This is a genomic window from Actinomycetota bacterium (assembly GCA_004297305.1).
In the GTDB taxonomy this organism is placed as follows: domain Bacteria; phylum Actinomycetota; class Actinomycetes; order S36-B12; family FW305-bin1; genus FW305-bin1.
Map to the genome: position 1 here is coordinate 113,913 of SCTR01000010.1, position 22,336 is coordinate 136,248.

General features: G+C 71.2%; 23 protein-coding genes. 15 read left to right on the forward strand and 8 right to left on the reverse strand.

Going from position 1 to position 22,336, the window contains the following annotated elements:
• Window positions 1–2: 2 nt before the first annotated feature.
• From EPO13_10360 to EPO13_10375, 4 genes are all read left to right on the forward strand, one after another.
• Window positions 3–1,151, forward strand: coding sequence for an LLM class flavin-dependent oxidoreductase (locus EPO13_10360; protein ID TAK68504.1), 1,149 nt, complete (start codon window positions 3–5; stop codon window positions 1,149–1,151).
• The gene (locus EPO13_10365; GenBank protein TAK68505.1) at window positions 1,148–1,645 is read left to right on the forward strand and encodes an NADPH-dependent oxidoreductase; all 498 of its coding nucleotides are present in this window, start codon (window positions 1,148–1,150) and stop codon (window positions 1,643–1,645) included. The genes EPO13_10360 and EPO13_10365 overlap by 4 nt, the downstream gene beginning before the upstream one ends.
• A 252-nt stretch (window positions 1,646–1,897) precedes the next feature.
• The gene (locus EPO13_10370) at window positions 1,898–2,272 is read left to right on the forward strand and encodes a helix-turn-helix domain-containing protein (protein TAK68506.1); all 375 of its coding nucleotides are present in this window, start codon (window positions 1,898–1,900) and stop codon (window positions 2,270–2,272) included.
• Window positions 2,273–2,381: 109 nt separating this feature from the next.
• Window positions 2,382–3,293, forward strand: coding sequence for a hypothetical protein (locus EPO13_10375; GenBank protein ID TAK68507.1), 912 nt, complete (start codon window positions 2,382–2,384; stop codon window positions 3,291–3,293).
• On the opposite strand, the gene EPO13_10380 is transcribed toward EPO13_10375, so the two are convergent.
• Complete coding sequence (locus EPO13_10380; GenBank protein TAK68701.1) at window positions 3,268–4,230, reverse strand: sulfotransferase; 963 nt, start codon at window positions 4,228–4,230, stop codon at window positions 3,268–3,270. The genes EPO13_10375 and EPO13_10380 overlap by 26 nt on opposite strands.
• A gap of 125 nt (window positions 4,231–4,355) precedes the next feature.
• On the opposite strand from EPO13_10380, the gene EPO13_10385 reads away from it, so the two are divergent.
• Entirely contained in the window at window positions 4,356–5,345 is a 990-nt protein-coding gene (locus tag EPO13_10385) for an ABC transporter substrate-binding protein (GenBank protein ID TAK68508.1), read from the forward strand.
• A gap of 91 nt (window positions 5,346–5,436) precedes the next feature.
• On the opposite strand, the gene EPO13_10390 is transcribed toward EPO13_10385, so the two are convergent.
• Entirely contained in the window at window positions 5,437–6,324 is an 888-nt protein-coding gene (locus tag EPO13_10390) for a hypothetical protein (protein TAK68509.1), read from the reverse strand.
• Between the two features lie 264 nt (window positions 6,325–6,588).
• Here EPO13_10390 and EPO13_10395 point away from each other — a divergent pair, with 264 nt between their 5' ends.
• The 4 genes from EPO13_10395 to EPO13_10410 are packed head-to-tail and all read left to right on the forward strand — an operon-like array spanning window position 6,589 to window position 9,840.
• On the forward strand, window positions 6,589–7,983 hold the full coding sequence (locus tag EPO13_10395; GenBank protein ID TAK68510.1) for an MBL fold metallo-hydrolase: 1,395 nt from the start codon (window positions 6,589–6,591) through the stop codon (window positions 7,981–7,983).
• A 37-nt stretch (window positions 7,984–8,020) separates the two neighbouring features.
• Complete coding sequence (locus EPO13_10400; protein TAK68511.1) at window positions 8,021–8,986, forward strand: aldose 1-epimerase; 966 nt, start codon at window positions 8,021–8,023, stop codon at window positions 8,984–8,986.
• A 10-nt stretch (window positions 8,987–8,996) separates the two neighbouring features.
• Complete coding sequence (locus EPO13_10405; GenBank protein TAK68512.1) at window positions 8,997–9,500, forward strand: DUF664 domain-containing protein; 504 nt, start codon at window positions 8,997–8,999, stop codon at window positions 9,498–9,500.
• A gap of 55 nt (window positions 9,501–9,555) precedes the next feature.
• Window positions 9,556–9,840, forward strand: coding sequence for an N-acetyltransferase (locus EPO13_10410; protein TAK68513.1), 285 nt, complete (start codon window positions 9,556–9,558; stop codon window positions 9,838–9,840).
• 36 nt (window positions 9,841–9,876) lie between these two features.
• On the opposite strand, the gene EPO13_10415 is transcribed toward EPO13_10410, so the two are convergent.
• Window positions 9,877–10,404: a peptidase gene (locus EPO13_10415; protein TAK68514.1), complete on the reverse strand. Its 528-nt coding sequence runs from the start codon at window positions 10,402–10,404 to the stop codon at window positions 9,877–9,879.
• A 187-nt stretch (window positions 10,405–10,591) separates the two neighbouring features.
• Between EPO13_10415 and EPO13_10420 the strand changes: the two genes are divergently transcribed.
• Together EPO13_10420 and EPO13_10425 are read left to right on the forward strand one after the other, a co-directional pair.
• Window positions 10,592–12,001, forward strand: coding sequence for an FAD-binding oxidoreductase (locus EPO13_10420; protein ID TAK68515.1), 1,410 nt, complete (start codon window positions 10,592–10,594; stop codon window positions 11,999–12,001).
• 12 nt (window positions 12,002–12,013) lie between these two features.
• The gene (locus tag EPO13_10425; GenBank protein TAK68516.1) at window positions 12,014–13,273 is read left to right on the forward strand and encodes a methyltransferase domain-containing protein; all 1,260 of its coding nucleotides are present in this window, start codon (window positions 12,014–12,016) and stop codon (window positions 13,271–13,273) included.
• Window positions 13,274–13,401: 128 nt separating this feature from the next.
• Here EPO13_10425 and EPO13_10430 read toward each other — a convergent pair whose 3' ends face one another.
• Complete coding sequence (locus EPO13_10430; protein ID TAK68517.1) at window positions 13,402–14,094, reverse strand: metal-dependent transcriptional regulator; 693 nt, start codon at window positions 14,092–14,094, stop codon at window positions 13,402–13,404.
• A gap of 194 nt (window positions 14,095–14,288) precedes the next feature.
• Between EPO13_10430 and EPO13_10435 the strand changes: the two genes are divergently transcribed.
• From EPO13_10435 to EPO13_10450, 4 genes are all read left to right on the forward strand, one after another.
• Complete coding sequence (locus EPO13_10435; GenBank protein TAK68518.1) at window positions 14,289–15,212, forward strand: ParA family protein; 924 nt, start codon at window positions 14,289–14,291, stop codon at window positions 15,210–15,212.
• Entirely contained in the window at window positions 15,209–15,982 is a 774-nt protein-coding gene (locus EPO13_10440) for a hypothetical protein (GenBank protein TAK68519.1), read from the forward strand. Before EPO13_10435 ends, EPO13_10440 begins: the two co-directional genes overlap by 4 nt.
• Before the next feature lie 18 nt (window positions 15,983–16,000).
• Window positions 16,001–16,645: a uracil-DNA glycosylase gene (locus EPO13_10445; GenBank protein TAK68520.1), complete on the forward strand. Its 645-nt coding sequence runs from the start codon at window positions 16,001–16,003 to the stop codon at window positions 16,643–16,645.
• 72 nt (window positions 16,646–16,717) lie between these two features.
• Window positions 16,718–17,152, forward strand: a complete 435-nt coding sequence (locus EPO13_10450; GenBank protein TAK68521.1) for a hypothetical protein — start codon at window positions 16,718–16,720, stop codon at window positions 17,150–17,152.
• A gap of 111 nt (window positions 17,153–17,263) precedes the next feature.
• On the opposite strand, the gene EPO13_10455 is transcribed toward EPO13_10450, so the two are convergent.
• The 4 genes from EPO13_10455 to EPO13_10470 form a co-directional block, all read right to left on the reverse strand.
• Window positions 17,264–19,267 carry a peptidase M13 gene (locus EPO13_10455; GenBank protein ID TAK68522.1) on the reverse strand — a complete coding sequence of 668 codons (2,004 nt, stop codon included), beginning with the start codon at window positions 19,265–19,267 and terminating at the stop codon, window positions 17,264–17,266.
• Window positions 19,268–19,342: 75 nt separating this feature from the next.
• Window positions 19,343–20,230 carry an alpha/beta hydrolase gene (locus EPO13_10460; GenBank protein TAK68523.1) on the reverse strand — a complete coding sequence of 296 codons (888 nt, stop codon included), beginning with the start codon at window positions 20,228–20,230 and terminating at the stop codon, window positions 19,343–19,345.
• Window positions 20,231–20,254: 24 nt separating this feature from the next.
• Window positions 20,255–21,583, reverse strand: coding sequence for a HAMP domain-containing protein (locus EPO13_10465; GenBank protein ID TAK68524.1), 1,329 nt, complete (start codon window positions 21,581–21,583; stop codon window positions 20,255–20,257).
• Window positions 21,580–22,236, reverse strand: a complete 657-nt coding sequence (locus EPO13_10470) for a response regulator transcription factor (GenBank protein ID TAK68525.1) — start codon at window positions 22,234–22,236, stop codon at window positions 21,580–21,582. Before EPO13_10470 ends, EPO13_10465 begins: the two co-directional genes overlap by 4 nt.
• Window positions 22,237–22,336: the final 100 nt, after the last annotated feature.

Sequence of the window (22,336 nt, forward strand, 5' to 3'; positions counted from 1 at the left end):
CGGTGCAGCTGCACTGGTTCCTCCCCACCACCGGCGACGGCCACGGCGTGGTTCGAGCCGATGGCGGCGCGCTGACCGGCGGTGCGGCCAGTCCGCGACCGCCCACCCTGGACTACCTCGCCCTGGTCGCCCAGGCCGCGGAGTTCGCCGGCTTCGAGTCGGTCCTGACGCCCGTCGGCACCTGGGCCGAGGATCCTTGGCTGACCACCGCTGCCCTGCTGGGCAGCACCCGTCGGCTGCGGTTCCTCGTCGCGCTGCGTGCCGACGCGATGTCCCCGACCCTGGCCGCGCAGATGGCCGCGACGTACCAACGGCTGTCGGCCGGACGGCTGCTGTTGAACGTCGTCACCGGTGGCGACCGCGGCGAGCAACACCGCTTCGGTGACTGGCTCGACCACGACGAGCGCTATGCCCGTACCGAGGAGTTCCTCGCCGTGTTCCGCGGCGCGAGCACCGGCGTCCCGTTCGACTTGGACGGGCGGTATCTCCGGGTTGCCGGTGCGACCGTGCACACCCGGCCCGAACCGATGCCACCGGTCTTCCTCGGCGGGTCGTCGGATCCGTCGCTGCGGGTGTCCGCCCGGTACGCCGACGTCCACCTGACCTGGGCGGAGCCACTGGACGCCTTGACCGACACCGTGTCACGCCTGCAGCGGTTCGCCGCAGCGGCGCAGCGGCAGGTGGCTGTCGGAGTGCGGGTGCACGTCATCAGCCGGCAGACCGCGGACGAAGCATGGGATCACGCCGAACGGTTGTTGGCCGGGATGGACCGCGAGCAGATCGAGCAGGCGCACCACCGGTTCGCTGCGGCCGACTCGGTCGGTCAGCGGCGGATGGCCGCCCTGCACGGGGGTCAGGGCGACCGGCTCGTCGTCGGCCCGAATCTGTGGGCCGGGATCGGACTGCTCCGCCGCGGCGCGGGCCTGGCGCTCATCGGAAGCCATGACCAGGTCGCCGACCGGCTCGAGGAGTATGCCGCTGTCGGCATTGCTCACGTGATCCTGTCCGCCCAGCCCCACCTCGAGGAGGCCGTGCGCATCGGCGAGGAACTGTTCCCGGTGTTGCGCGCCCGAGGCCTGCTGTCCGTACCGCCCGATCTACCCGCTGGCCAACCGATCTGGCCACACCGCCGAGTCGAAGGAATCCGATGACCAGTATCAGTGTGGTAACCGGCAACCCGCAGCGGGCATCCCGCACGCATCGAGCAGCGGTCGCGCTCGCCGACGCGGTGGCAGCGGTCCTGCCCGCCGCCGTGCAGTCCTCGTTGGACCTCGGCGACCTTCCGCTCGGCGACGTCCCCGCGGTGGCCGCGGCGCAGGGCAGTGCGCTGGCCGACGCCCAGATCGTCGTCGTGGCGAGTCCGACGTACAAGGCGTCCTACACCGGACTGCTCAAGGTCTTCCTCGACTACCTTCCCACGGGAAGCCTGGCGGGCAGGGTTGTTCTCCCCCTGATGACCGTCGGCGGCCCCGGGCACTCACTGGCCGCCGAGGTTCACCTACGCCCGGTCCTGGTCGAACTCGGCGCGCTCGTCCCGTTCCGTTCGCTCGTGCTCACCGCGGCCGAACTGGACGGGGACACAGCGCCGATCGCCGCGTACGTAGACGGCATCCACCCTGTCCTCCGCCGGCTCCTGCCGGACTGAACGCGCCGTCGATGTCCGGCCGCGATCCGGGCTGCCGATCAACGACTTCGCGGCATTCACCAAATCGATATGACTAGAATGTCAATCGCCATAGTGTGCTATCGCGGACGAGCCACCGAGGAGCCGACGTGCCCGAGACAGCCACGAGTGCGAGATCGGTCCGGCCGGCATCGGCAGTGACGGTGCGATGTCGCAGCCGACGCGATCACGGTGTGACCAGTGGTGTCGGCCGGGCACACCGAAGCTGAGCTCATGGGGCAGAGCACGTCGCGACTGACGCCGGCCGCCCGGCTGCGACTCGTCGAACTCGTCCAGGCCGGCCGCCCGGCCAGCGAGGTCGCCGAGACGATGGGGGTCTCGCGATCGACCGTGTACAAGTGGCTGCGCCGCCACCACACCGACGGTGTCGCCGGCCTGCGTGACCGACCCAGCCGTCCACTCAACTCTCCCAACCGCACCGACGGGCCCCTTGAGGCGCGCATCGTGTCGCTTCGCCGGGGGCAGCGACTGGGGCCCGCTCGAATCGCCCGGATCCTGCGAATGAATCCGTCGACAGTCCATCGCGTGCTGACCCGCCACGGACTGAGCCGGCTCGCCGCTGTCGAGGACAGTCGGGGCGACAGTTGATACCGCCTGCGCCACAGATACTCCGTCGCGACCGGCCGCCCAGGGCTGGCCCGTCACGCAGCGCCCAGCTGCATCGCCACCGGAAACTCCTCGGCGCTATCGTGGCGGTGTGATTCCCACGACGACAACAGGACCCCTGCCCGTCCCGCAGGTCGAGGACTGCACCGTCGTCGTCCCCGCGCCAGGGACCGGTCCTGGCTGGTGGGCCGGTGCGCCGAGCGCAGTCCTCGCCGACGGCGCCTTCTGGCTGGCGTACCGGGAGCGATACCCGCTCGATCGCGGTCGGGGGGTCGGGGTGGTCATCGCCCGGTCCGAGGACGGTGTGCACTTCGCTCCGGTGACCACCGTGCACCGGGACACCTTCGGCGCCGAATCGTTGGAACGTCCTGCGCTGGTGCAGCTCCCCGACGGCGGCTGGCGGCTCTACGTATCGGCCGCCACCCCGGCGAGCAAGCACTGGTGGATCGAGGCGGTCGACGCCGAGCGCATCGACGGACTCGGATCGGGTCGCCGCACAGTCGTGCTGCCCGGCGACAGCCGTACGGCGGTCAAGGATCCGGTCGTCCGGCTCGCCGACGGCCGGTGGGACATGTGGGCGTGCGTCCATCCGCTCGACGACCCGGACGCGACCGACCGGATGAGCTCGTTCCACCTCCACAGCGTCGACGGACTGTCGTGGACCTGGGGCAACGAGGTGCTGCGCGGGCGCCCCGGGACCTGGGATGCCCGCGGAGCCCGCATCACCGCCGTCCTGCCCGGCGACCAGCCGGTCGTGTTCTACGACGGCCGCGCCACCGCAGCGGAGAACTGGGCCGAGCGGACGGGTGTAGCCGCATACACCGCCGGGCACGGATTCACGCCGCTGGACGGCGGGCCCGTCGCGCAATCGCCGTACGGCGACGGCGCGCTGCGCTACCTCAGCGTCGTGCCGTTGCCCGAGGGGGGCTGGCGGTTGTACTACGAACTGGCGTCCAGCGACGGGTCACATGCGCTGGTCACCCAGTTCGTCGCCGCTCCCTGAACTCACCGGAGCCGCTGTCTCCCAACCAGTCGGTGACATCCATGCCGGTCAGCTGCTGCAGCTCGGCGATGTCGTCGGCGTAGTAGGTCACCAGTTCTCGTCGCGTCTGCGGCGCCAATTGTGGCCGCGGTGCCCCGGCGCCGGCCGCGTAGCGCAACCGCAACAGCGGCCGGCTGACCTGCCGCCACAGTTGCGGTGGCAGCCGACTGCCGACGGCCGCGCCGGCGCGCAGCGTCGTGCCGAGAGCATTCGTCCAGGCCGTCGCCGGTACATACGGGCGGACATTGTCCGACCCGGTCCGATGGACCACACCCTGTCGTACGCCGAGGAAACCGCAGACCCGGTCCAGGGTGACATCGCTGTCGTCGACCAGATCGCGGTAGCGCAGCACGAGGACCTGGTCGGCAGGCACGAGCGAGAGCAGCCGGCGCAGTTGCTCCCCGTAGCGGCCGACCCGCCGGTAGTGCCAGAACGGTGCGTAGCCAGCCGCGATCCGGGCATCCTCGGCGTCACAGGCGTCGGGGAAGGACAGCGTCTCCAGACCGTCCGACCACAGGTGCATCCAGTTCGAGTACGCCCGGTCGACCGGGTCGCGGATGACCACGACGAAACGCGGGGCCGGTACCGCCGCGACGATCCGCTCGAGCGCGGTGGCGTCGTACAGGTAGAACGGTGTGCTCTCGCCACGTAACGAGGTGCTCGGGGCAGCGGCGAACAGGGCCTCGTAACGATCCTGCTGCCAGATCCACTCCTGCGCACTGTGGGCATCCCCGGGCCCCCGTTGCGTCGACGGTGCGGGCCGCCGGTCGCCGGTCAGGAAGTACTTGGGCTCCTTGACCGCGGACAGGAAGAGGTCGGGATGGGCCGCCAGCGCCCGATGCAGCGCGGTCGTGCCTGCCTTCGGGACGCCGGCGATGAAGAAGTCCGGCAGGGCCATCGCGCGAATGTACAGCTTCAGCACCGGTTGTGTGCTGAAGCTGTCCAGGTCCGAAAGCTCAATACAAAGTCCATGGCTTTTGTGTGTATGCTGCCCCGGCCATCCACCCCGACCTTGGAGTTCTCGTGCCCCGCGTCACCCGAATCCGCTCTGCTGCACTCGCCGTCGTCGCCGGCGGTGCCGCCCTGATCCTGGCCGCCTGCGGGTCGGCGGGCGCTGCACCCGCCGCGTCGGGTCCGGTTGATCTGACCACCGTGACGATCCGGACCGGCGACCAGCTCGGCCAGATCGGCGGGATGCTCGCGGCCAGCGGCCAGGACGTGGGAATGCCCTACCGGGTCGAGTACTCCCGCTTCGACAGTGGTGCACCGTTGCTGGAGGCGATCCGGGCCGGCGCATCGGACTTCGGTGGCGTGGCGTTGTCGACGACGGTGAACGCGATCGGTGCCGGTGCGCCGCTGAAGGTTGCGGGCATCTTCAAGCAGAGCCGCGGCGACGGGCTGGGCCTGTTGGTCCCGCAAGGCTCGCCGATCACCAGCGTGGCGGACCTGCGCGGCAAGACGGTGGCCCCCAACCTGAAAGGCAGCCCGGCGCACCTGATCCTGATCCGCCAGCTCAAACGCGCCGGGGTGGATCCCAAGGACGTCAACATCGTCTTCCTGGCACCGGCGGACGCGCAGGCCGCGCTTGCCTCCGGCCGCATCGACGCCTGGGAGACCTGGGATCCCTATCTCGTCACCGCGCAGCGGGCCGGCGCAAAGGTCATCGAGGACTCGACCGGCCTGAGCGACGGGCTGTTCACCTTCCCTGCCTCGACGGCGGCACTGGCCGATCCGGGCAAACGTGCCGCGATCGCCGACTATCTGCAACGGGTAGACCGCGCCTACAAGTGGCGGATCGACAACCCGGCCGCAGCCGGTGCGTGGTATGCCTCGCTGACCAAACTCCCGGTCGATGTCGCGACCGCGGTGATCGCCAAGCAGGACCAGCGACTGATCCCCCTCTCGGACAAGGTCGTCGCCGACGCGCAGGCCACCATCGACGACTACGTCTCGCTGGGTGTCATGCCGAAACCGGTCGCTGCCAAGGACATCTTCGATTCCGTCGTCGGTTGAGCAGCGTCGCCGTACGGCGGTAGCCCGGCGCCGCCGTACGGCGGGACCAACGACGTCATCGCCGTACGGCGCCGGACACCACAGCCGCGCCTCACCGTGGCGCGGCGCCGCGGACCAACTCGGCCGTCACCGTGCCGCGCGCGTCCACTGCGACCAGCCGGCCATCGGGCGCCAGGCCCAGCCGGGCCGCGCCGGCGAGGTTCGCAGCGACCGGATAGCCGTCGCAGCCGACCGCGGTCTGCGGGCGCAGCACCGCGACCACCCGGCCGCCCTCGCCGACCGTAACGCGGCCGGTTGTCGCGTTGCAGCCGTCCGAACCGGTCAGGTCGCCCACCGCCGAGACCGTGGCGAACGGACGAGTCGAAGTCCGGACAGTCACGGGAGGCAACCAGGTCCCGGTGAGGTCGGCCGTGGTCGCCGGGCGCAGCGGACTCGGCAATGCCGCCGGCCCGGCACTCCTCGTGGCGATGGCGTCAGGCACCGCAGCCAGGTACGGCCACGACGACGGCCATCGAGGGCTTCCCGCGTCCGCCGGTAGCAGCGTGGCGGTCACGCTGCCGTCGGCGGCGAGCAATTGCCAGCCGCGCTCGGTACGCCGGTATTGCCGCGCCGTCTCGAGCCACGGAACCGCCGGCGCGGCAGCCAGATCGACGTGGCAGGCGCCCTGCGCTCCAGTCACGGTGGCGACGAAGCCACCGTCGGGGGCCGCATCCCACGTCGCCCGCTGGGCCCAGCAGCCGCGATGGATCTCCAGCTCCTCGCCGATCCGCACCGCGACCTCGGTCGGCTCACCGACTGCGTCGTGGGCCACCCAGCGGCCCAGCGGTAGCTCGCCGCCAGCGGGCGGCGACGTGCCACTCGGTGACACGTGTGGCCCGGTCGACACGTGTGGCCCGGTCGATCCGGACGTCCCGCAACCGGCTATCGACGCGAGCGCCAGCGCGACGACCCCGACACCGGCCATCCTGGTCCGCTGCATGCTGCCCCCTCGACTCTGCGGCCTCGGACGCCCACGGCAGCGGCGGCGTTCCCGGGCAGTTCCGCCGCGTCACCGTACCGATGGGTCGCTCGGTCGCTCCGGAAACATCGCTCCGTCGCTCCGAAGGCGAGCGGCTCGCCGCTGCGACCACGCATCGAGCCAGGCCGAACCGGACGGACACGCCGCGACAGTCACTCCTCGCCCCTCCCCATTTCATGTATTGTTAGTTGTCTTAGTGGTGGACCGGCGGAGGGGAGAACAGCCATGGCAGGCAGCAGAGTCGACGTCGTCACGATCGACACACCGTCGCTCGGTGACCGCAGCTACGTGGTGATCGACGGCCGCCGCGCGCTGGTGGTGGACCCGCAACGAGACATCGACCGGGTCCAGGCGGTCGTCGCAGCACACGATGCGGAGATCGTGGCCGTCGCCGAAACCCACATTCACAACGACTACCTGACCGGAGGCCATGCGCTCGCGCGCGACAGCGGCGCCGACCACCTGATCAACCGCGACGACCCGGTCGCCTTCCCGCGACGGCCGGTCAGCCACGGCGACGTCGTGCCGCTGGGCACCCGCACCACCGTGCGGGTGGTGGCGACCCCAGGACACACCAGGACTCACCTGTCCTACGTCCTCAATGTCGACGACGCGTCGCACTCGGTCTTCACCGGTGGCTCACTCCTGCTGGGCGCCACCGGGCGGACCGACCTGCTGGGCCCCGACCATGCCCGGGAACTGGCGGGCCAGCAGTGGCGCTCGGCACGAACCCTGGCCATGACGCTTCCGGACGTCGTCGCCGTCCATCCCACCCACGGCTTCGGCAGCCTGTGCGCGACCGGCTCGCCGAGCGACGACCCGGGCGAGGCGACCATCGGCGGCCAGGCCGGCTCGAACCCGGCCCTCCTGCTCGGGCGGGATGCCTTCGTCGTCGCCGCCCTCACCGACCTCGACGAACCGCCCGCGTACTACGCGCGGATCGGTCCAGCCAATCTCGCCGGACCGCCGGCCATCGATCTGTCACCGCCGCCGGTAATCGACGGAGCCGAACTGCGGCAACGGATCGCGGCCGGGGAATGGGTGATCGACCTGCGGTCCCGATCGGCGTTCGCCGTTGCGCACCTCGCGGGCGTCATCAACCTCGGCGCGGACGGCCCGCTGGCGGTCCAGCTCGGCTCGTTGCTGCCGCCGGGGACGCCGGTGACCCTGCTGGGCAGCGACGAGCAGATCGCCACCGCCCAGCGGGAGTTGGCGCGCATCGGCATCGACCGGCCGCGCGCGGTGTCGACGGCCGCCCCGGCGACGCTGTCCGGATCGGCCGAGCCGGGCCGATGGCGTACCGCCACCTTCGACGACCTCGCCGCGGCCCGGCGGGGCCGGCCGGTCGTCGTCCTCGACGTCCGGCGCGACGGCGAGTGGTCCGGCGGGCACCTGGCCGGCGCCGTGCACGTCCCCCTGCCGGAGTTGCCCCGCCGGGTGAACGACGTACCGCCGGGCGAACTGTGGGTCCATTGCGGCGTGGGATACCGGGCGGCTGCGGCGGCCTCGATCCTCGCCCGGCACGGTCGGCAGGCGGTCCTCGTCGACGATCACTTCGACCGGGCCGCGGCGGCCGGGCTCACCGTGCTCACGGGGTCCGGCGATCGGGCCAGTGCCTGACCTGGCAACGACGCCGCGGTGACCTAAGGTTCGGGACATGGCCGACTACGACGTGACCCACGGCAAGCATCCCGACCACCCCGAACTGGCGACGGTCACCCTGAGTTCGCCCAGTGGCCTGCGCGCGACGTTCGTGCCCGGCGCCGGCATGGTCGGGTGTTCGCTGACCGACGACGGCGTGGAGTTGCTGGGCCTTCGCGGCGGGATGTCGGCGTACCTCGATCGAGGCTCGTCATTCGGCATCCCGCTGCTGGCGCCCTGGGCAAACCGCTTGTCCAGCTTGCACTATGAAGCGGCCGGCCAGTCGATCGACCTGTCCCCGACAGCGACCGGCATCCGCATCGACGGCGACACCGGGCAGCCGATCCACGGGCTGTTCGCCGCCCACCCGGATTGGGATCTGGCCACCAGCCGGGCGCCGATCGACGGGCCGGCGTCGGTCACCGCACACCTGGACCACGTGTACGGCAGGCCGCGCTTCGAGTCGTTCCCGTACACCCACCGGCTCACGGTGACCGCGAGCCTGATGGACCGCACGCTGACCATCGCGACGACGCTCGCGGCGACCGGCACGCGACACGTCCCGGTGGCTTTCGGCTGGCACCCGTACCTCGCTCCGGCCGGTGCCGACCGCGCCGACTGGGAACTGGACGTCCCGCTCACCCGCCGCGTCGTCACCGGTGCCGATCACCTGCCGACCGGCGAGGTCGTCGACACTCCCGCGCTGAGTGGGCCGCTCGGCGACGCGACCCACGAGACGCTGTACGCCGAGGTGCCCGAGGGCGCTCGCGCCAGCGTGACCGGCGGTGGCCGCCGCCTGGCGTTGACGATCGAGCAGGGTTACTCGTACGCGCTGCTGTGGGCGCCGGCCGACCCGAAGGCGGTCTGCATCGAGCCGATGACCGCGCCGATCGACCCGTTCTCCGGGCGGTTCCCGCTGCGAACCGTCGCGCCCGGCGGGTGGTACACCGGCATCTTCTCCATCACCGTCGAAGCGGTCTGAGCAGGCCGCCGTGGACGTCGCAGCGCTGCTGCTCGACGGATTCAGCCGCGTCGACGAGGTGGTCGCCGAGGTCCTCGACGACCTGCCCGACGATCACCTGCACCGCCGCGTCACCCCGGACGCCAACCCGATCGGCTGGCTGATCTGGCACCTCTTCCGGGTGCAGGACGACCACATCGCCGACGTCGCCGACCAGCCGCAGCGCTGGGTAGCCGACGGCTGGCAGGAGCGCTTCGCGCTGCCGCTGCCCAGCCACGACACCGGCTATGCGCACGACCGTGGCCAGGTCGACCTGCTCAGTACGGTCACCGCACCGCTGCTGCGCGGGTACGCCGAGGCCGTCAGCGGGTCGAGCCGGGCCTACCTCGCGGGACTGACCGCGGCCGACTTGGACCGCATCGTCGACACCCGGTGGGACCCGCCGGTCACCCTCGGGGTGCGGCTGCTCAGCATCCTGTCCGACGACCTGCAGCACGCCGGGCAGGCGGCGTACGTCCGCGGACTGCTCGGGTGACCGGGCCGCGCCGGCGCGGCTGCCCGGCCGCCGCCACGGCCTCGGCCACGGCGAGGTGAGCGTCGAGGTCACCGCCGACGCCGCCCATCGACGATTCGTGGTCACTGTGGACGGCGCCAGGGCGGGCGAGTTGGGCTACCGCGACCACGACGGCGTCCGCACCCTGATCCATACCGAGGTGGACCCGGCGTACGGCGGCCGCGGCCTCGGCGGCGAGCTGGCCCGGGCCGCCCTGGAGGCGACCCGGGCAGCGGGCCTGACGGCAGATCCGCAGTGTCCCTTCGTGGCTCGCTGGCTGACGACTCATCCCGGCTACGAAGACCTGCTCACCGCCGGCTAGCTCCCGCTGGCCCTGCGGCCCGGCGGCCGTGACCGATCAGGCGGCGCACAGCGTGGCGAGGACGGCCAGATCGGGATCGGCGAACGGGTTCACGCCGACAGCCGACACCAGGCGGGTTACCGTCCCGTCGGGCTCGGCCTCCACCCAGGCAGCTCGGTGCTCCAACCCCAGGTGGGGCACTCCGGGCAGCAGCACACAGCCCGAGGCCGCGCCCAGCACCTCCGGCGTCGACGGAGCGGTCTCCGACGGCGGATGCAGCACCACCAGAGCCGACGGCTGCGGCTCGGCGAACTGACCGGGCTGCGCAGCGCCGTCGCCGACGATCGGGCCCGCCCAGGTGACCCGACCCACCACGTCCCCCGACGGCTCGTCGGGCAGGACGTCGTCAGCGCGGAACACCGCCGTGGTCGCCAGCAGACCGGGCAGCGCCGCGATCCGCACGGCCACAGCGAGGAACTGCGCCCACTCGCGCGTGGATTCCGGCCAGCGGCCCGCCATGACGAATCCCGCCAGGCTCCGATCAGACCGCTGGAAGGCCGACACCTGCACGATCCCGTCCGGCACGACACACCTCCACGACGTCTCGAAGGCCGAGCATGGCACGACAGCCGGCCACATGCGCGCTGAAACCGTTGGCGGACATCGGGTGTCGCCGCCGAGAACGCCACGGGTGTTTCAGCCCGGTTACCGCTGGCGGTCACGGCTGCGACCGCTGCGCGGCGACTGCGGCCGAATTGACTACGGTTCGCCCATGACCACCGAGGCCGTCGCCGAGCCGTGGCGGGCCTACGCCGCCCGGGTCGAGGCATTGCGGCAGCAGTACGACGCGATCCCCGCCGGGACGCCGGTCCGGCTGGCCAAGCGGACCTCGAACCTCTTCCGCGCGCGACAGGCCGCCGCCGGACCGGGGCTGGACGTCGCCGCCTTCGACGGGGTGCTGGCGATCGACCCGGTCGCCCGGACCGCGGACGTCCAGGGGATGACGACGTACGAACACCTCGTCGCGGCCACCCTCCCCCACGGCCTGGTCCCGTTGTGCGTGCCCCAGCTGAAGACCATCACCCTCGGCGGCGCGGTCACCGGGCTCGGGATCGAGTCCGCGAGCTTCCGGGCGGGCCTGCCACACGAGTCCGTGCTCGAGATGGATGTGCTCACCGCGGACGGCGAGGTACGAACGGTCAGCGGCGCCCCCGACGACCCCCACCGCGGCCTGTTCTTCGGGTTCGCCAACTCCTACGGCACCCTCGGATACGCGCTGCGGCTGCGGATCGAGCTGGAGCCGGTCGAGCCGTACGTGCAGCTGCGCCACCTCCGCTTGGGCACCGCAGCCGAACTGGCCGAGGTCGCCGCCCGGATCACCACCGAGCACAGCTGGGACGGCGTCCGGGTGGACTTCATGGACGGCACGGTCTTCGGCCCGCACGAGCAGTACCTCACGCTGGGCACGAAGGTCGCCGTGCCGCCGCCGGCAACCCCAACGCCGTCGGACTACACCGGTGGACAGATCTACTACCGGTCCATCCAGCAACGGTCCGAGGACCTGCTGACCATCAGCGACTACCTGTGGCGGTGGGACACCGACTGGTTCTGGTGCTCGCGTGCCTTCGGTGCGCAGCACCCCGTCGTACGCCGGCTGTGGCCCAAGTCCCGATTGCGCAGCGACACCTACTGGAAGCTCGTCGCGCTCGACCGGCGTTACGGCGTATCCCGCCGGCTGGACGCCGTGCTCGGCCGGCCCGAGCGCGAGTTCGTCGTCCAGGACATCGAGGTCCCGGCGTCACGATTGGCCGAGTTCCTGGAGTTCTTCCACCGGGAGATCGGCATGCGGCCGGTATGGGTGTGCCCGCTGCGGCAGCGCGACCCGTCGGCGCACTGGCCGCTCTACCAGTTCGACCCGCACGAGACGTACGTCAACGTCGGGTTCTGGGGCACCGTGCCGCTGCCGCGCGGCGTCGATCCTGCGTCCGGGCGTCTCAACCGCCGTATCGAGCAGGTCGTCACCGAGCTCGGTGGCCGCAAGTCGCTGTACTCCAGCGCTTTCTACGGTCGCGACGAATTCGCCGCTATCTACGGCGGCGACACCTACGCCTCACTGAAGAAGACGTACGACCCCGATGGAAGGCTGCTCGACCTCTATGGCAAGTGCGTCGAGAGTCGATGACAGGAGTTCACCGTGCAGATCGCTGACATCTTCGCCCTCGTCGCCGGGCCGGACTTCCCGGTCGAGTTCACCGCGTACGACGGCAGCCGTACCGGCCAGCCTGGCGCGCCGGTACGGGTCGAGGTGCGCCGGCCGCGGGCCATGTCGTACTTCGCCGCCTCACCCGGCCAGCTGGGACTCGCCCGCGGCTACGTGGCCGGCGACCTGGAGATCCACGGCGACCTGCATGCCGCGCTGACGCTGTTGTGGGACATCAAGAACCGTCCGGTCTCGGTGCAGGACAAGGCACGCATCGCCCGCGAGCTGGCTCCCTACCTGCTGAAGCGTGAGGCGCCGCCGCCGGAGGAGGCGCACGTGTCCGGCTGGCGCCAGCACACCCGGCGTCGCGATGCGGCGGCCATCCACCACCACTACGACGTCAGCAACCGGTTCTACGCCTGGGTGCTCGGGCCGTCGATGGCCTACACCTGCGCGGTGTACCCCGACGCCGACGCCTCGCTGGAACAGGCCCAGGAGGAGAAGTTCGACCTGGTCTGCCGCAAGCTGGCGCTGCGGCCCGGCATGCGGCTGCTCGACGTCGGCTGCGGCTGGGGCGGCATGGTCATGCACGCGGTGAAGAACTACGGCGTCACCGCGATTGGCGCCACGCTGTCGCAGCAGCAGGCCGAGTGGGCGCAGCAGGGTATCGCCGACGCCGGTTTGCAGGACCGGGCAGAGGTCCGCTTCTGCGACTACCGCGACGTCCCGGAATCCGACTTCGACGCGATCTCGTCGATCGGCCTCACCGAACACATCGGGAAGGCCAACTACCCGTCCTACTTCGCCTCGCTGCACCGCAAGCTGCGGCCGGGCGGCCGGCTGCTCAACCACAGCATCACCCGGGCAGACGACAAGGGAAAGACGCAGTACCGCGGCGGTTTCATCAACCGCTACGTCTTCCCGGACGGCGAACTCACCGGCCCGGCGGCGGTGCTGACGGCCATGACCGGCGAGGGTTTCGAACTGCGGCACTCCGAGAACCTGCGGGAGCACTACGCGCTGACGCTGCGGGCCTGGGGTGACAATCTCGAGGAGAACTGGGCAGCGGCGGTCGACGAGGTCGGGATCCGCCGGGCCAGGATCTGGCGGCTGTATATGGCAGCCTCACGGATGGGCTTCGACCGCAACATGATCCAGCTGCACCAGTTCCTCGCGGTGAAGCCGCACGAGGACGGCCGCTCCGACGTCGAGCTGCGACTGGACTTCGAACGGGCACGCAACCGGCTGAACTGACCGCCGCCGTGTCGGCGGGGCGTTGACCGCCGTACAACCGTCAACGCAGCCGTACGACGATCGACCCGGCGGTGCCGCGGTCAGTGCAGCCGCGTGATGGTTACTGCAGCCGCGTGACCAGGACGCGGTCAGCCGAGCCGGCTGACCAGGACGTGCGACGCGGTGCCGTCGTCGAGTTCGGTGTATTCGCCGGCCGCGCCGACCATGACCGCGCCGGCCGCGGAACGGCTGATACGCACGACCTCGCCAGGCTGCACCCCGACCTTCTTCAACCGCGCCATGAGCGGGTGGTCGGCCTGCAGCGGCTCGCTGATGCTCTGCACCCGTACCCGGGAGCGGTCTTCGCGCGACGCGTCGGCGAGGCTGGTGAGGTCGGCGCCCGTCCCGGTCTGCCGGCTCGCCGGATCGAGTTCGGCCAGCCCGGGGATCGGATTGCCGAACGGCGACTCGGTGGGGTGCCCGAGCAGGTCCAGCAGGTGACGTTCGACGGCGTCACTCATCACGTGTTCCCAGCGACAGGCCTCGTCGTGCACGTCCTCCCACGGCAACCCGATCACCTGGATGAGCAGGCACTCCGCGAGGCGGTGCTTGCGCATGACCCGGGTCGCGAGCAGGTCACCGGCGGGGGTCAACTCCAGGTGCCGGTCGCCCTCGACGGTGAGCAGGCCGTCACGCTCCATCCGCGCCACGGTCTGCGAGACGGTCGGCCCGCTCTGCCCGAGCCGCTGGGCGATCCGGGCGCGCAGCGGCGGGATGCCCTCTTCCTGCAACTCGAAGATCGTCCGGAGGTACATCTCGGTGGTGTCGATGAGTTCGCTCACGCGGCGCCTCACTGCTCCCTGTCGGCCGGCGAGGAGCGCCGGTGCGGTCAACCGCCTCCATTGTGTCCCTTCGCCGCCGCCGGTGGTCAGGGTCCACGCATCCTGGTTCCGCGACGCCGCAGACGCTCGACGCGCGGTCACGCCACGCGGCCGCGCAACCGGCTTTGCGCTGTGGGCAATGGCACACTCGGGCCATGCCGATCGTCGCCGTCACCTCCCTCAAGGGTGGGGTCGGCAAGAGCACGATCACCCTCGGATTGGCCGGCGCCGCCTGGGAACTCGGCTTGCGCGTGCTGGTGGTGGACCTGGACCCGCAGGCCAACTCGACGGCCACCCTGGACCCGGTGGACGCGCGGCTTTCGGTGGGCGACGTGCTGGCCGATGCGCGGCCCGGGATCGCCGCAGACGCGATCGTCGCCTCCGGCTGGGGCCGCGGGGTCGAACTGCTGGCCAGCGAGCAGGCCTTGGAGCATCGCAACGCGCGGGAGACCCACGGCTCGTCGCATCGGCTGCGCGTGGCATTGGACGGTGTCGCCGACCGCTACGACGTCGTGCTCGTCGACTGCCCCCCGTCGTTGGGCGAGTTGACCCGCAACGGCCTGGCGGCGGCCCAGCGCGCCCTCATCGTGACCGAACCCGGGTTCTTTGCCCTGCAGGGGGCAGCGCAGGCGCTGGAGGCCGTCGCCGTCGTCCGCGACACCACCAACCTGGCGCTGCGCGCGGCCGGCATCGTGGTGAACCGGCTGCGGCCCAGCCTCCGTGAGCACGTCTTCCGGCTCGATGAGCTCCGCCGGACCTACGGCGGGCTGGTACTCGACCCGCCGGTCCTCGAACGCGCCGCGGTGGCCCAGGCACAAGGCGCCTGCGTGCCCGTGCAAGCCTGGCGTTCACCGGGGATCGGCGAGGTGATCGACGCGTTCGACGACCTGCTCGACGAACTGCTGGCACCCGCTGACCACGCCGGTCCGGCCCTGGCCGGCGGAGTTCGACCACTGGGTTCGCCGTCACTGGGTTCGCCGTCAGTGGGTTCCCCGTCACTGGGCGCCCAGTCACTCGGGACCCGCGTCGTCGGGGGCGGGTCGGTGGACGCTGTCGCCGTCGGGGGCAGGTCGTCGTGAGCGCGGGCGATCGCAATCCCGCTCCGCGCCCGGCGCTGCGGCGCGCCGCCGACGCCGGCGTGCACCCGGCCGTCCCCCGGCCGCCGCTGCGCGCGGTCCGCGAGTCGCCGTGGGTCAGCGCCCTGCTGCCCCCCGCCCCCACCGATGCCGCTCCGGACGATCCCGGCGCTGCCGGCCCGGCCCGGGCCGACGCCGACGATCCGGACACCACAGCTGATCGACGTACGACGGCTGATCGGCGTACGACAGCAGATCGGAAGCGGCCGGCATCGTTGCCCGAACCGGCCGGGACGCCAGCACCGTCCGGAAAGAAGCACAAGAGCCACCGGAAGAAGCCCGGCCGGCAGCAGTCGACCGACCACGACGCGGACCCGCGCAAGGCCAAGGCCGGCAAGCCGTCGAAGCGGAAGGGCGCCGACGGCCCGGGGGACACCGCTGCGCAGGCCGGTGGTGCTGGCAAGGACCGCAAGGGCAAGAGCGGCAAGAAGAGCAAGCGGCCCAAGGGCTCGCTCTCTTCGCCCGCCGCGCTCGACGTCCCCCGGCCAGCAGACGCCGGGCAGCCGACGGTGCCACCGGCAACTCGCGCCGCCCGGGCCGGAGCCACCACCGCTGACACCGTGCTGACGCCGGAAGCCGACCTGCCGGTCGCGCTCGACGTCAACGTCAGCCGAACCGTCCGCCGCCTGGTGCGCGCGGAGGCACAGGCGCGGCGTACGACACCGGACGAGGTTGTCGCCGCCGCACTGCACCAGTGGTTCAAGAGCTCCTGATCCTGGTAGACCACGCCGGTGGACACCGACCCGCCGCAGGCGCAGGTCCCGCCGGGACTGTCGTTGACCGGACTACGCAGCGCGGCCGCGGACTGCCGCGCCTGTGAACTCGGCGAACCGGCGACGCAGACGGTGTTCTCGGCCGGATCAGCGGCTGCCCGGCTCGCCTTCGTCGGCGAACAACCGGGCGACCAAGAGGATCGCGTCGGGCAGCCGTTCGTCGGCCCAGCCGGCAAGATGCTGGACCGCGCGCTGCTGGACGTGGGACTGGACCGCGACCACGCCTACGTGACGAACGCGGTGAAACACTTCCGTTTCGAACGAACGTCGTCCGGCCGCCGGCTCCACAAGACACCTGGCACAGAACATGTCCGGGCCTGTCGGCCGTGGCTGCTGGCCGAACTCGGGATCGTCGACCCGCAGGTCGTCGTCCTGCTCGGAGCGACGGCAACGGCCTCGTTGCTCGGCCCCTCGGTCCGAGTCACCCGCGACCGCGGACGGCTCATCAGCCGGCAAACCTGGCCGGACGAACCCGCCCACGTCCAGCCCGCCTGGTGGCTGGTCACCGTGCACCCGTCCAGCATTCTGCGCGCCGACGACCGCGAGGCGGCGTACCAGGCGTTCGTGGCCGATCTGCGAGTAGCTGCGCTGGCGCTTCGCTAGTCACCCGGCCGTCGTCCCGCCGACGCCGCGTGTCGGCGCCGTGAGGCCGTGGCCGGCCGCCATCCTGACCTCATGCGCCGGAACCGGACGGGCGAGCCAGCGGATGACGTGCACGCGGTCGTCGCGCCGCTGCTCGGCGTCGCGGCCGGCGCGCTGGTCGCGGCCCGGCTCGGTTGGCCGGTTCCCGCCCTCGTCGGGCTGGCGCTGGCCGTCGGGGCGGGGGTGCAGGTCGCGCGGGTCGTGGCCGCCGTGCTGCTGCGGGCGATGCTGCGCGGCGCGCGCCGGCGTACCGCCGCGGAGTCGTCCCGCCCGCCGGTCGCGCCGCCTGGCCGGCGGCGGTCGCCGCAGCCCGGTTCGACAACGGCGCCCGCTGCCGGATCACCGCCGGCAGCGACAACCCCGGTGGCGACAACCCCGGCAGCGACGACGCCGGCAAGCCCGACCCCGGAACGGCCTGCGGGACAACCGGACACCGACGGCGGGCAGCAAGGCCGGCCAGCGGCCTAAGTGCCGACTGCCATGGTCCACCGCCCGGCCCCCGGTCCGATCCGGTCCGGTCTGGCCCCGGTCGGGTCCGCCGGCCCGGGCCAGCGCAGCGGCGTACGGGGGGCGCGGCGACTACCAGATGCGCACCCGATCCGGCGGGTCGAGCCACATGCCGTCCCCGGGCTCGGTGCGGTAGGCCTCGTGGAACTCGTCGAGGTTCCGTGCGACGTTGGCCCGGAACTCGGCGGGGGCATGCGGATCGACGGCCAGCAACTGAGCGCCGAGTTCGGCCCGCGCCTTCAGCCGCCAGCACAGTGCCCAACTGGTGAAGACCCGCTGGACGCCGGTCAGTCCGGCGATGACGGGCGGCACGCTGCCGTCGCGGCTGATCAGGTATGCCTGCAGGCCGATCTGGAGCCCGCCGAGATCGCCGATGTTCTCGCCGACGGTCAGGCCGCCGTTGACACGGAACCCCGGCTGGTCACGGGGCTCGAACTGGTCGTACTGCGCGATCAGGCGGTCGGCCCGCAGCTGGAAACGCGCTCGGTCGTCGTCGGTCCACCAGTCGGCGAGGTTGCCCGCCCCGTCGTACCGGGATCCCTGATCGTCGAAGGCATGACCGATCTCGTGGCCGATGACAGCGCCGATGCCACCGTAGTTGTAGGCGTCGTCGGCGTCGGGGTGGAAGAACGGCGGGCGAAGGATCGCCGCGGGAAAGCAGATCTCGTGCGTCCCGGGGCTGTAGTAGGCGTTGACCGTCTGCGGAGTCATGAACCACTCATCGGGGTCCACCGGCTGCCCGAGTTTGCCCAGCTCGCGGGCGCTCTCGAACGCCCGTGCCCGCATCACATTGCCGACCAGGTCGTCAGGCCGTATCTCGATCGTCGAATAGTCGCGCCACCGGGTCGGATAGCCGATCTTCGTCCGCAGCTGCCCGAGCTTGTCCAACGCTCGCTGCCGAGTCTGCGGTCCCATCCAGTCCAACGACTCGATGTCACGACGGTACGCCTCGATCAGGTTCCCGACGAGAATCTCCATGCGCGTCTTGGACTCCGGCGGGAAGTGCCGTTCGACGTACAGCTTCCCGACGGCTTCGCCGAGCACCTGGTTGGTGAGCGCCACCGCCCGTTTCCAGCGCGGCTTGAGTTCCGCCGATCCGGTGAGCGTCCTGCCGTAGAACTCGAAGTGCTCGTCGACGAACGGCGCGCTCAGGTAGCCGGCGTACGACCGGACGATGTGGAACCGCAGCCAATCGCGCCACGACGGGAGTTCTGCGTCGCCGAGCAGCTCGCTGAGGCCGGCGGCGAAACTCGGCTGCCGCACCACGATTTCGGGCAGCAGACCCTCGTCGGCGCCGGCACCGCGCAGCCACGCAGTCAGGTCCAGCGCTGGCGCCGTCACGGCGAACTCGTCGGCGTCGAGCAGCGTGTAGCCGCGCACGACATCGCGCACGGCCACCCGGTCCCAATGCACCGCCGCGATCCGGGTTTCCAGGGCCACGACGCGGTCGGCGGCGGCGGTCGCTGCCGCCGGGTCGTCGCCGAGCAAGCGCAACATCGCCGCGATGTGATTGCGGTACGCCGGGAGTACGGCGTTGAACGGTTCCTGCCGGTAGTACGTCTCGTCCGGCAGGCCGAGACCGGCTTGGCTGAGGTAGGCCACGTACCGGTCGGCCTGCCGATCGTCGGTCCGCACCTGCACGTCGAACGCGCCGGGGACCCCGACCGCAGCCAGCCGCCCGAACAGCTCGACGAGCTGTGGCGGTGTCACGACGGCAGCGGCCGCCGCCAGCAGGTCCGTCAGCGGTTCGGCACCGCGCTCCTCGACGTGGTCGGTGGAAAGGAACGACCGGTACAGGTCGCCCACCTGCTGCAACGGGGTGCCCGGGGCGGCGAGCGGCGACGTCCGGGCTGCCGGTGCCGACAGTGACAGTTCGGCTGCCTCGCGCAGGATGGCGTCGATGTCGGCTTCGGTCTGCACGCCCAACCAGACGAAATCGCCGGCCATCGGCAGGTCGGGAGGGATCTCGACGCTGCGCCACCACGAGCCGTTGACGTGCCCAAACAGGTCGTCCTGCGGCCTGACCTCGGGATCGCCGCCGTCCACCGCGGCCGATCCGGTCACCGTCTGCGTCATCGCGATCTCCGTCCGAACGTGCCAGGTCGTCGCATCACCCGATCATGCCCGCCACGGCCGTGCCACCGCGGCAGGTCAGGCCCGGTGGAGGAAGCGCAGCAAGGCGGCGGCAGTGACCGCGGGCGCCTCCTCCGGAATGAAGTGGCCGGACCGCACCGGCCAGCCCTCGACGTCGGTCGCCCACTGCCGCCACAGCTGCAGCGGGTCGTACCAGCTGGCAAGCGGGCCGGAGTCACTCCACAGCACCAGGAGGGGCCACGCGATACCACGTGTCCCGCGGTCGGCCCGATCGTGTTCGACATCGACGGTGGCGGCAGCTCGGTACTGCTCGCAGACTGCATGGATCGCCGACGGCCGCGAGAGTTTCGCGACGTACTCGTTGCGGACCTCGGCGGGAAAGGCAGCCGGATCGTCCGACCACGTCTGCAGCATGTGGTCGACCAGCACAGCGGGGTTCGCCGCGATCAGTTCCTCCGGGACCGGGTACGGCGCCGCAAGGAAGGACCACACCCAGAAGCCGAGGCTGAAGGCCATGTCCGCCCGGTCGAAGGCATCACCGGTGGGCACGATGTCGAGCACGGCCAGCCGTTCGACCGCGTGCGGGTGGTCCAGGGCCATCCGGTAGGCGCAACGCGCGCCACGGTCGTGCCCGGCGACGAAGAATCGCTGGAAGCCCAACTGCTGCATGACATCGAGCTGCTCCTGGGCGAGTCGACGCATCGAGTACGGCGCGTGGTCCGGTGCGCTCGGCGGCGCACCGGAGTCGCCGTATCCGGTCAGGTCGGTCGCCACGACCGTGTGGTGCCGCGCCAGGATTGGCGCCACCCGCCGCCACATCAGATGCGTCTCGGGAATGCCGTGCAGCAGCAACAGCGGCGGCCCGCTGCCACCGCGTCGCCCGTGGATGTGTGACTCCGCTGTGGCGATGTCGAACTCGTCGAAACCGTCGAACCCTGCCCCCATCAGCGACTCCGATCCGGGTTGTCCTCAGCTCGATTCCGCCGGAAGCCGGACCGTGACGACCAGACCGCCGGCTTCGCGGGCGCGAGCGATGACCTCGCCGCCGTGGGCGCGCGCGATCGAGCGGACGATCGACAGGCCGAGCCCGGCTCCCTTCGCCGTGACCAGTCGTTCGGTGCCCAACCGGCGGAACGGTTCGAAGAGCACCGGCACATCGTAGGCGGGGATCACCGGCCCGGAGTTCTCCACCTCCAATTCGACCCGGTCGTCGACCACACCGCTGGTCACGACGACGAAGCCGTCCGGTGTCGCGACGTTGTACTTGATGCCGTTGTCCACGAGGTTCTGGGTCAGTCGCTCCAGCAGCAGCGGGTCACCGGTGGTCGGCGCCGCCTCGGCTCGGGTACGAAGCGTGACGCCAGCGGCTTGAGCGTCGCCGGAGGACTGCGCGACGACGTGGTGCAGGACATCGGCGAGATCCACCGGCGACCTGCTGAGTACCTCGCTGTCGGAGCGGGCGAGCAGCAGCAGTCCGGCGATCAGGCGCTCGTGGCGAGTGTTGATCTGCAGCAACGCCTCGCCGAGTTGCTGGACGTCGGCTGAGGCGGTCTTGCGATGCATCGCCAGCTCGACCAACGCACGGTTGAGAGTCAGCGGCGTCCGCAGTTCGTGTGACGCGTTGGCGACGAAGGAACGCTGACCCTCGAACGACCGGTCCAGGCGCTCCAGCATGGAGTCGAAGGTGTCGGCGAGCTCCTTGACCTCGTCCGAACGACCCGGCAGCGCAATACGTTCATGCAGCCCCCGATCGGCTGCCGGCGCCGACGCGATGCGTCTGGCCGTCTCGGTCACGCGGTGCAGCGGCGCGAGAACCCGTCCGGCGACCAGCCAGCCCAAGCCGACCGACACGCTGCCGACCAGGACCAGCGCGATTGCGCCCTGCCGCAGCAGGGACGACACCGTCTCGCTGCGTAGCCGGACCGCCTCGGCGGCCAGGAAGCCGGGGACATCCTCGACCGCAATGACTTCGCCGCTACCGGTCCACAGCGACGGGGCGCTCCCCGTCGGCGTTGGCTGCCCCTGACTTGACGGCTGCCCCTGGCTCGTAGCTTGGCCCTGGCCGGTGGGTTGCCCCGGGCCCGTCGCTTGGCCCGGGCCGGTCGGTCCCGTCGGTTGGCTCGTCGGTTGGCTCGTCGGCTGCGGCCCGATCTGACTGGCGATCACATTCGTCGCCGGCAGTTGCCGGTCGACCAGCAGGTACGTCACGCCCAGCAAGACGGTGCCGGCCAGGAAGAACAGGCCGCCGTAGATCAGCGTCAGCCGGGCCTTCAGCGTGCGCGGACCGGCGATTCTCATGCGAGCCGGTACCCCACACCGGGCACGGTCACGACCGCGGGCGGCTCGCCGAGTTTGCGCCGCAGCTTGTGGATCGTGAGCCGCACTGCCGAGGTGAACGGATCGACGTTCTCGTCCCAGACCTTCTCCAGCAGCTGTTCAGCCGAGACGACGCCCCCCGCCGCCCGCATCAGCTCGGCAAGGACACCGAACTCCTTCTTGGACAGCAGGATGTAGCGCCCGTGGCGAAACGTCTCCCGGCGCGCCGGATCGAGCACGATGCCCGCCCCCCGCAGCACCGGCGGCGCAGCCGGACGTGCGCGGCGGCCCAGCGCGTTGACGCGAGCGGCCAGCTCCGGGAACGCAAACGGTTTGGTGAGGTAGTCGTCCGCACCGATCGACAGCCCCGCCACCCGGTCGACCACCTCGGCGGCCGCGGTGAGCATGAGGATCCGCGTCGTCGCTCCGGAGTCGGTGACCGTTCGGCAGACCTCATCGCCGTGCAGGACCGGGAGGTCGCGGTCGAGTACCACGACGTCGTAGTCGCTGACAGTGAGGCGTTCCACAGCCGAACCGCCGTCCAAGGCGATATCGACGGCATGCGCCTCGCCCCGCAGCCACTCGGCGATCGCATCGGCCAGCATCGGCTCGTCCTCGACCACCAAGACTCGCATGCACCATCCTCCGCCCGTGCGCCGGCGCACGACTCTACCCGCGCCCGCCATGGTCGCCGATCGCCGTGTTTCCTCCGCGTTAGCTCCCGTGGAACTGCCG

Bases quoted from the DNA above. Each gene is read 5' to 3' on its own strand.
- EPO13_10455 (TAK68522.1), bottom strand. From the start codon at position 19,267: ATGACGCAGACGGTGACCGGATCGGCCGCGGTGGACGGCGGCGATCCC.
- EPO13_10380 (TAK68701.1), bottom strand. From the start codon at position 4,230: ATGGCCCTGCCGGACTTCTTCATCGCCGGCGTCCCGAAGGCAGGCACG.
- EPO13_10400 (TAK68511.1), top strand. From the start codon at position 8,021: ATGGCCGACTACGACGTGACCCACGGCAAGCATCCCGACCACCCCGAA.
- EPO13_10465 (TAK68524.1), bottom strand. From the start codon at position 21,583: ATGAGAATCGCCGGTCCGCGCACGCTGAAGGCCCGGCTGACGCTGATC.
- EPO13_10420 (TAK68515.1), top strand. From the start codon at position 10,592: ATGACCACCGAGGCCGTCGCCGAGCCGTGGCGGGCCTACGCCGCCCGG.
- EPO13_10470 (TAK68525.1), bottom strand. From the start codon at position 22,236: ATGCGAGTCTTGGTGGTCGAGGACGAGCCGATGCTGGCCGATGCGATC.
- EPO13_10435 (TAK68518.1), top strand. From the start codon at position 14,289: ATGCCGATCGTCGCCGTCACCTCCCTCAAGGGTGGGGTCGGCAAGAGC.
- EPO13_10460 (TAK68523.1), bottom strand. From the start codon at position 20,230: ATGGGGGCAGGGTTCGACGGTTTCGACGAGTTCGACATCGCCACAGCG.
- EPO13_10365 (TAK68505.1), top strand. From the start codon at position 1,148: ATGACCAGTATCAGTGTGGTAACCGGCAACCCGCAGCGGGCATCCCGC.
- EPO13_10370 (TAK68506.1), top strand. From the start codon at position 1,898: ATGGGGCAGAGCACGTCGCGACTGACGCCGGCCGCCCGGCTGCGACTC.
- EPO13_10395 (TAK68510.1), top strand. From the start codon at position 6,589: ATGGCAGGCAGCAGAGTCGACGTCGTCACGATCGACACACCGTCGCTC.
- EPO13_10390 (TAK68509.1), bottom strand. From the start codon at position 6,324: ATGCAGCGGACCAGGATGGCCGGTGTCGGGGTCGTCGCGCTGGCGCTC.
- EPO13_10450 (TAK68521.1), top strand. From the start codon at position 16,718: ATGCGCCGGAACCGGACGGGCGAGCCAGCGGATGACGTGCACGCGGTC.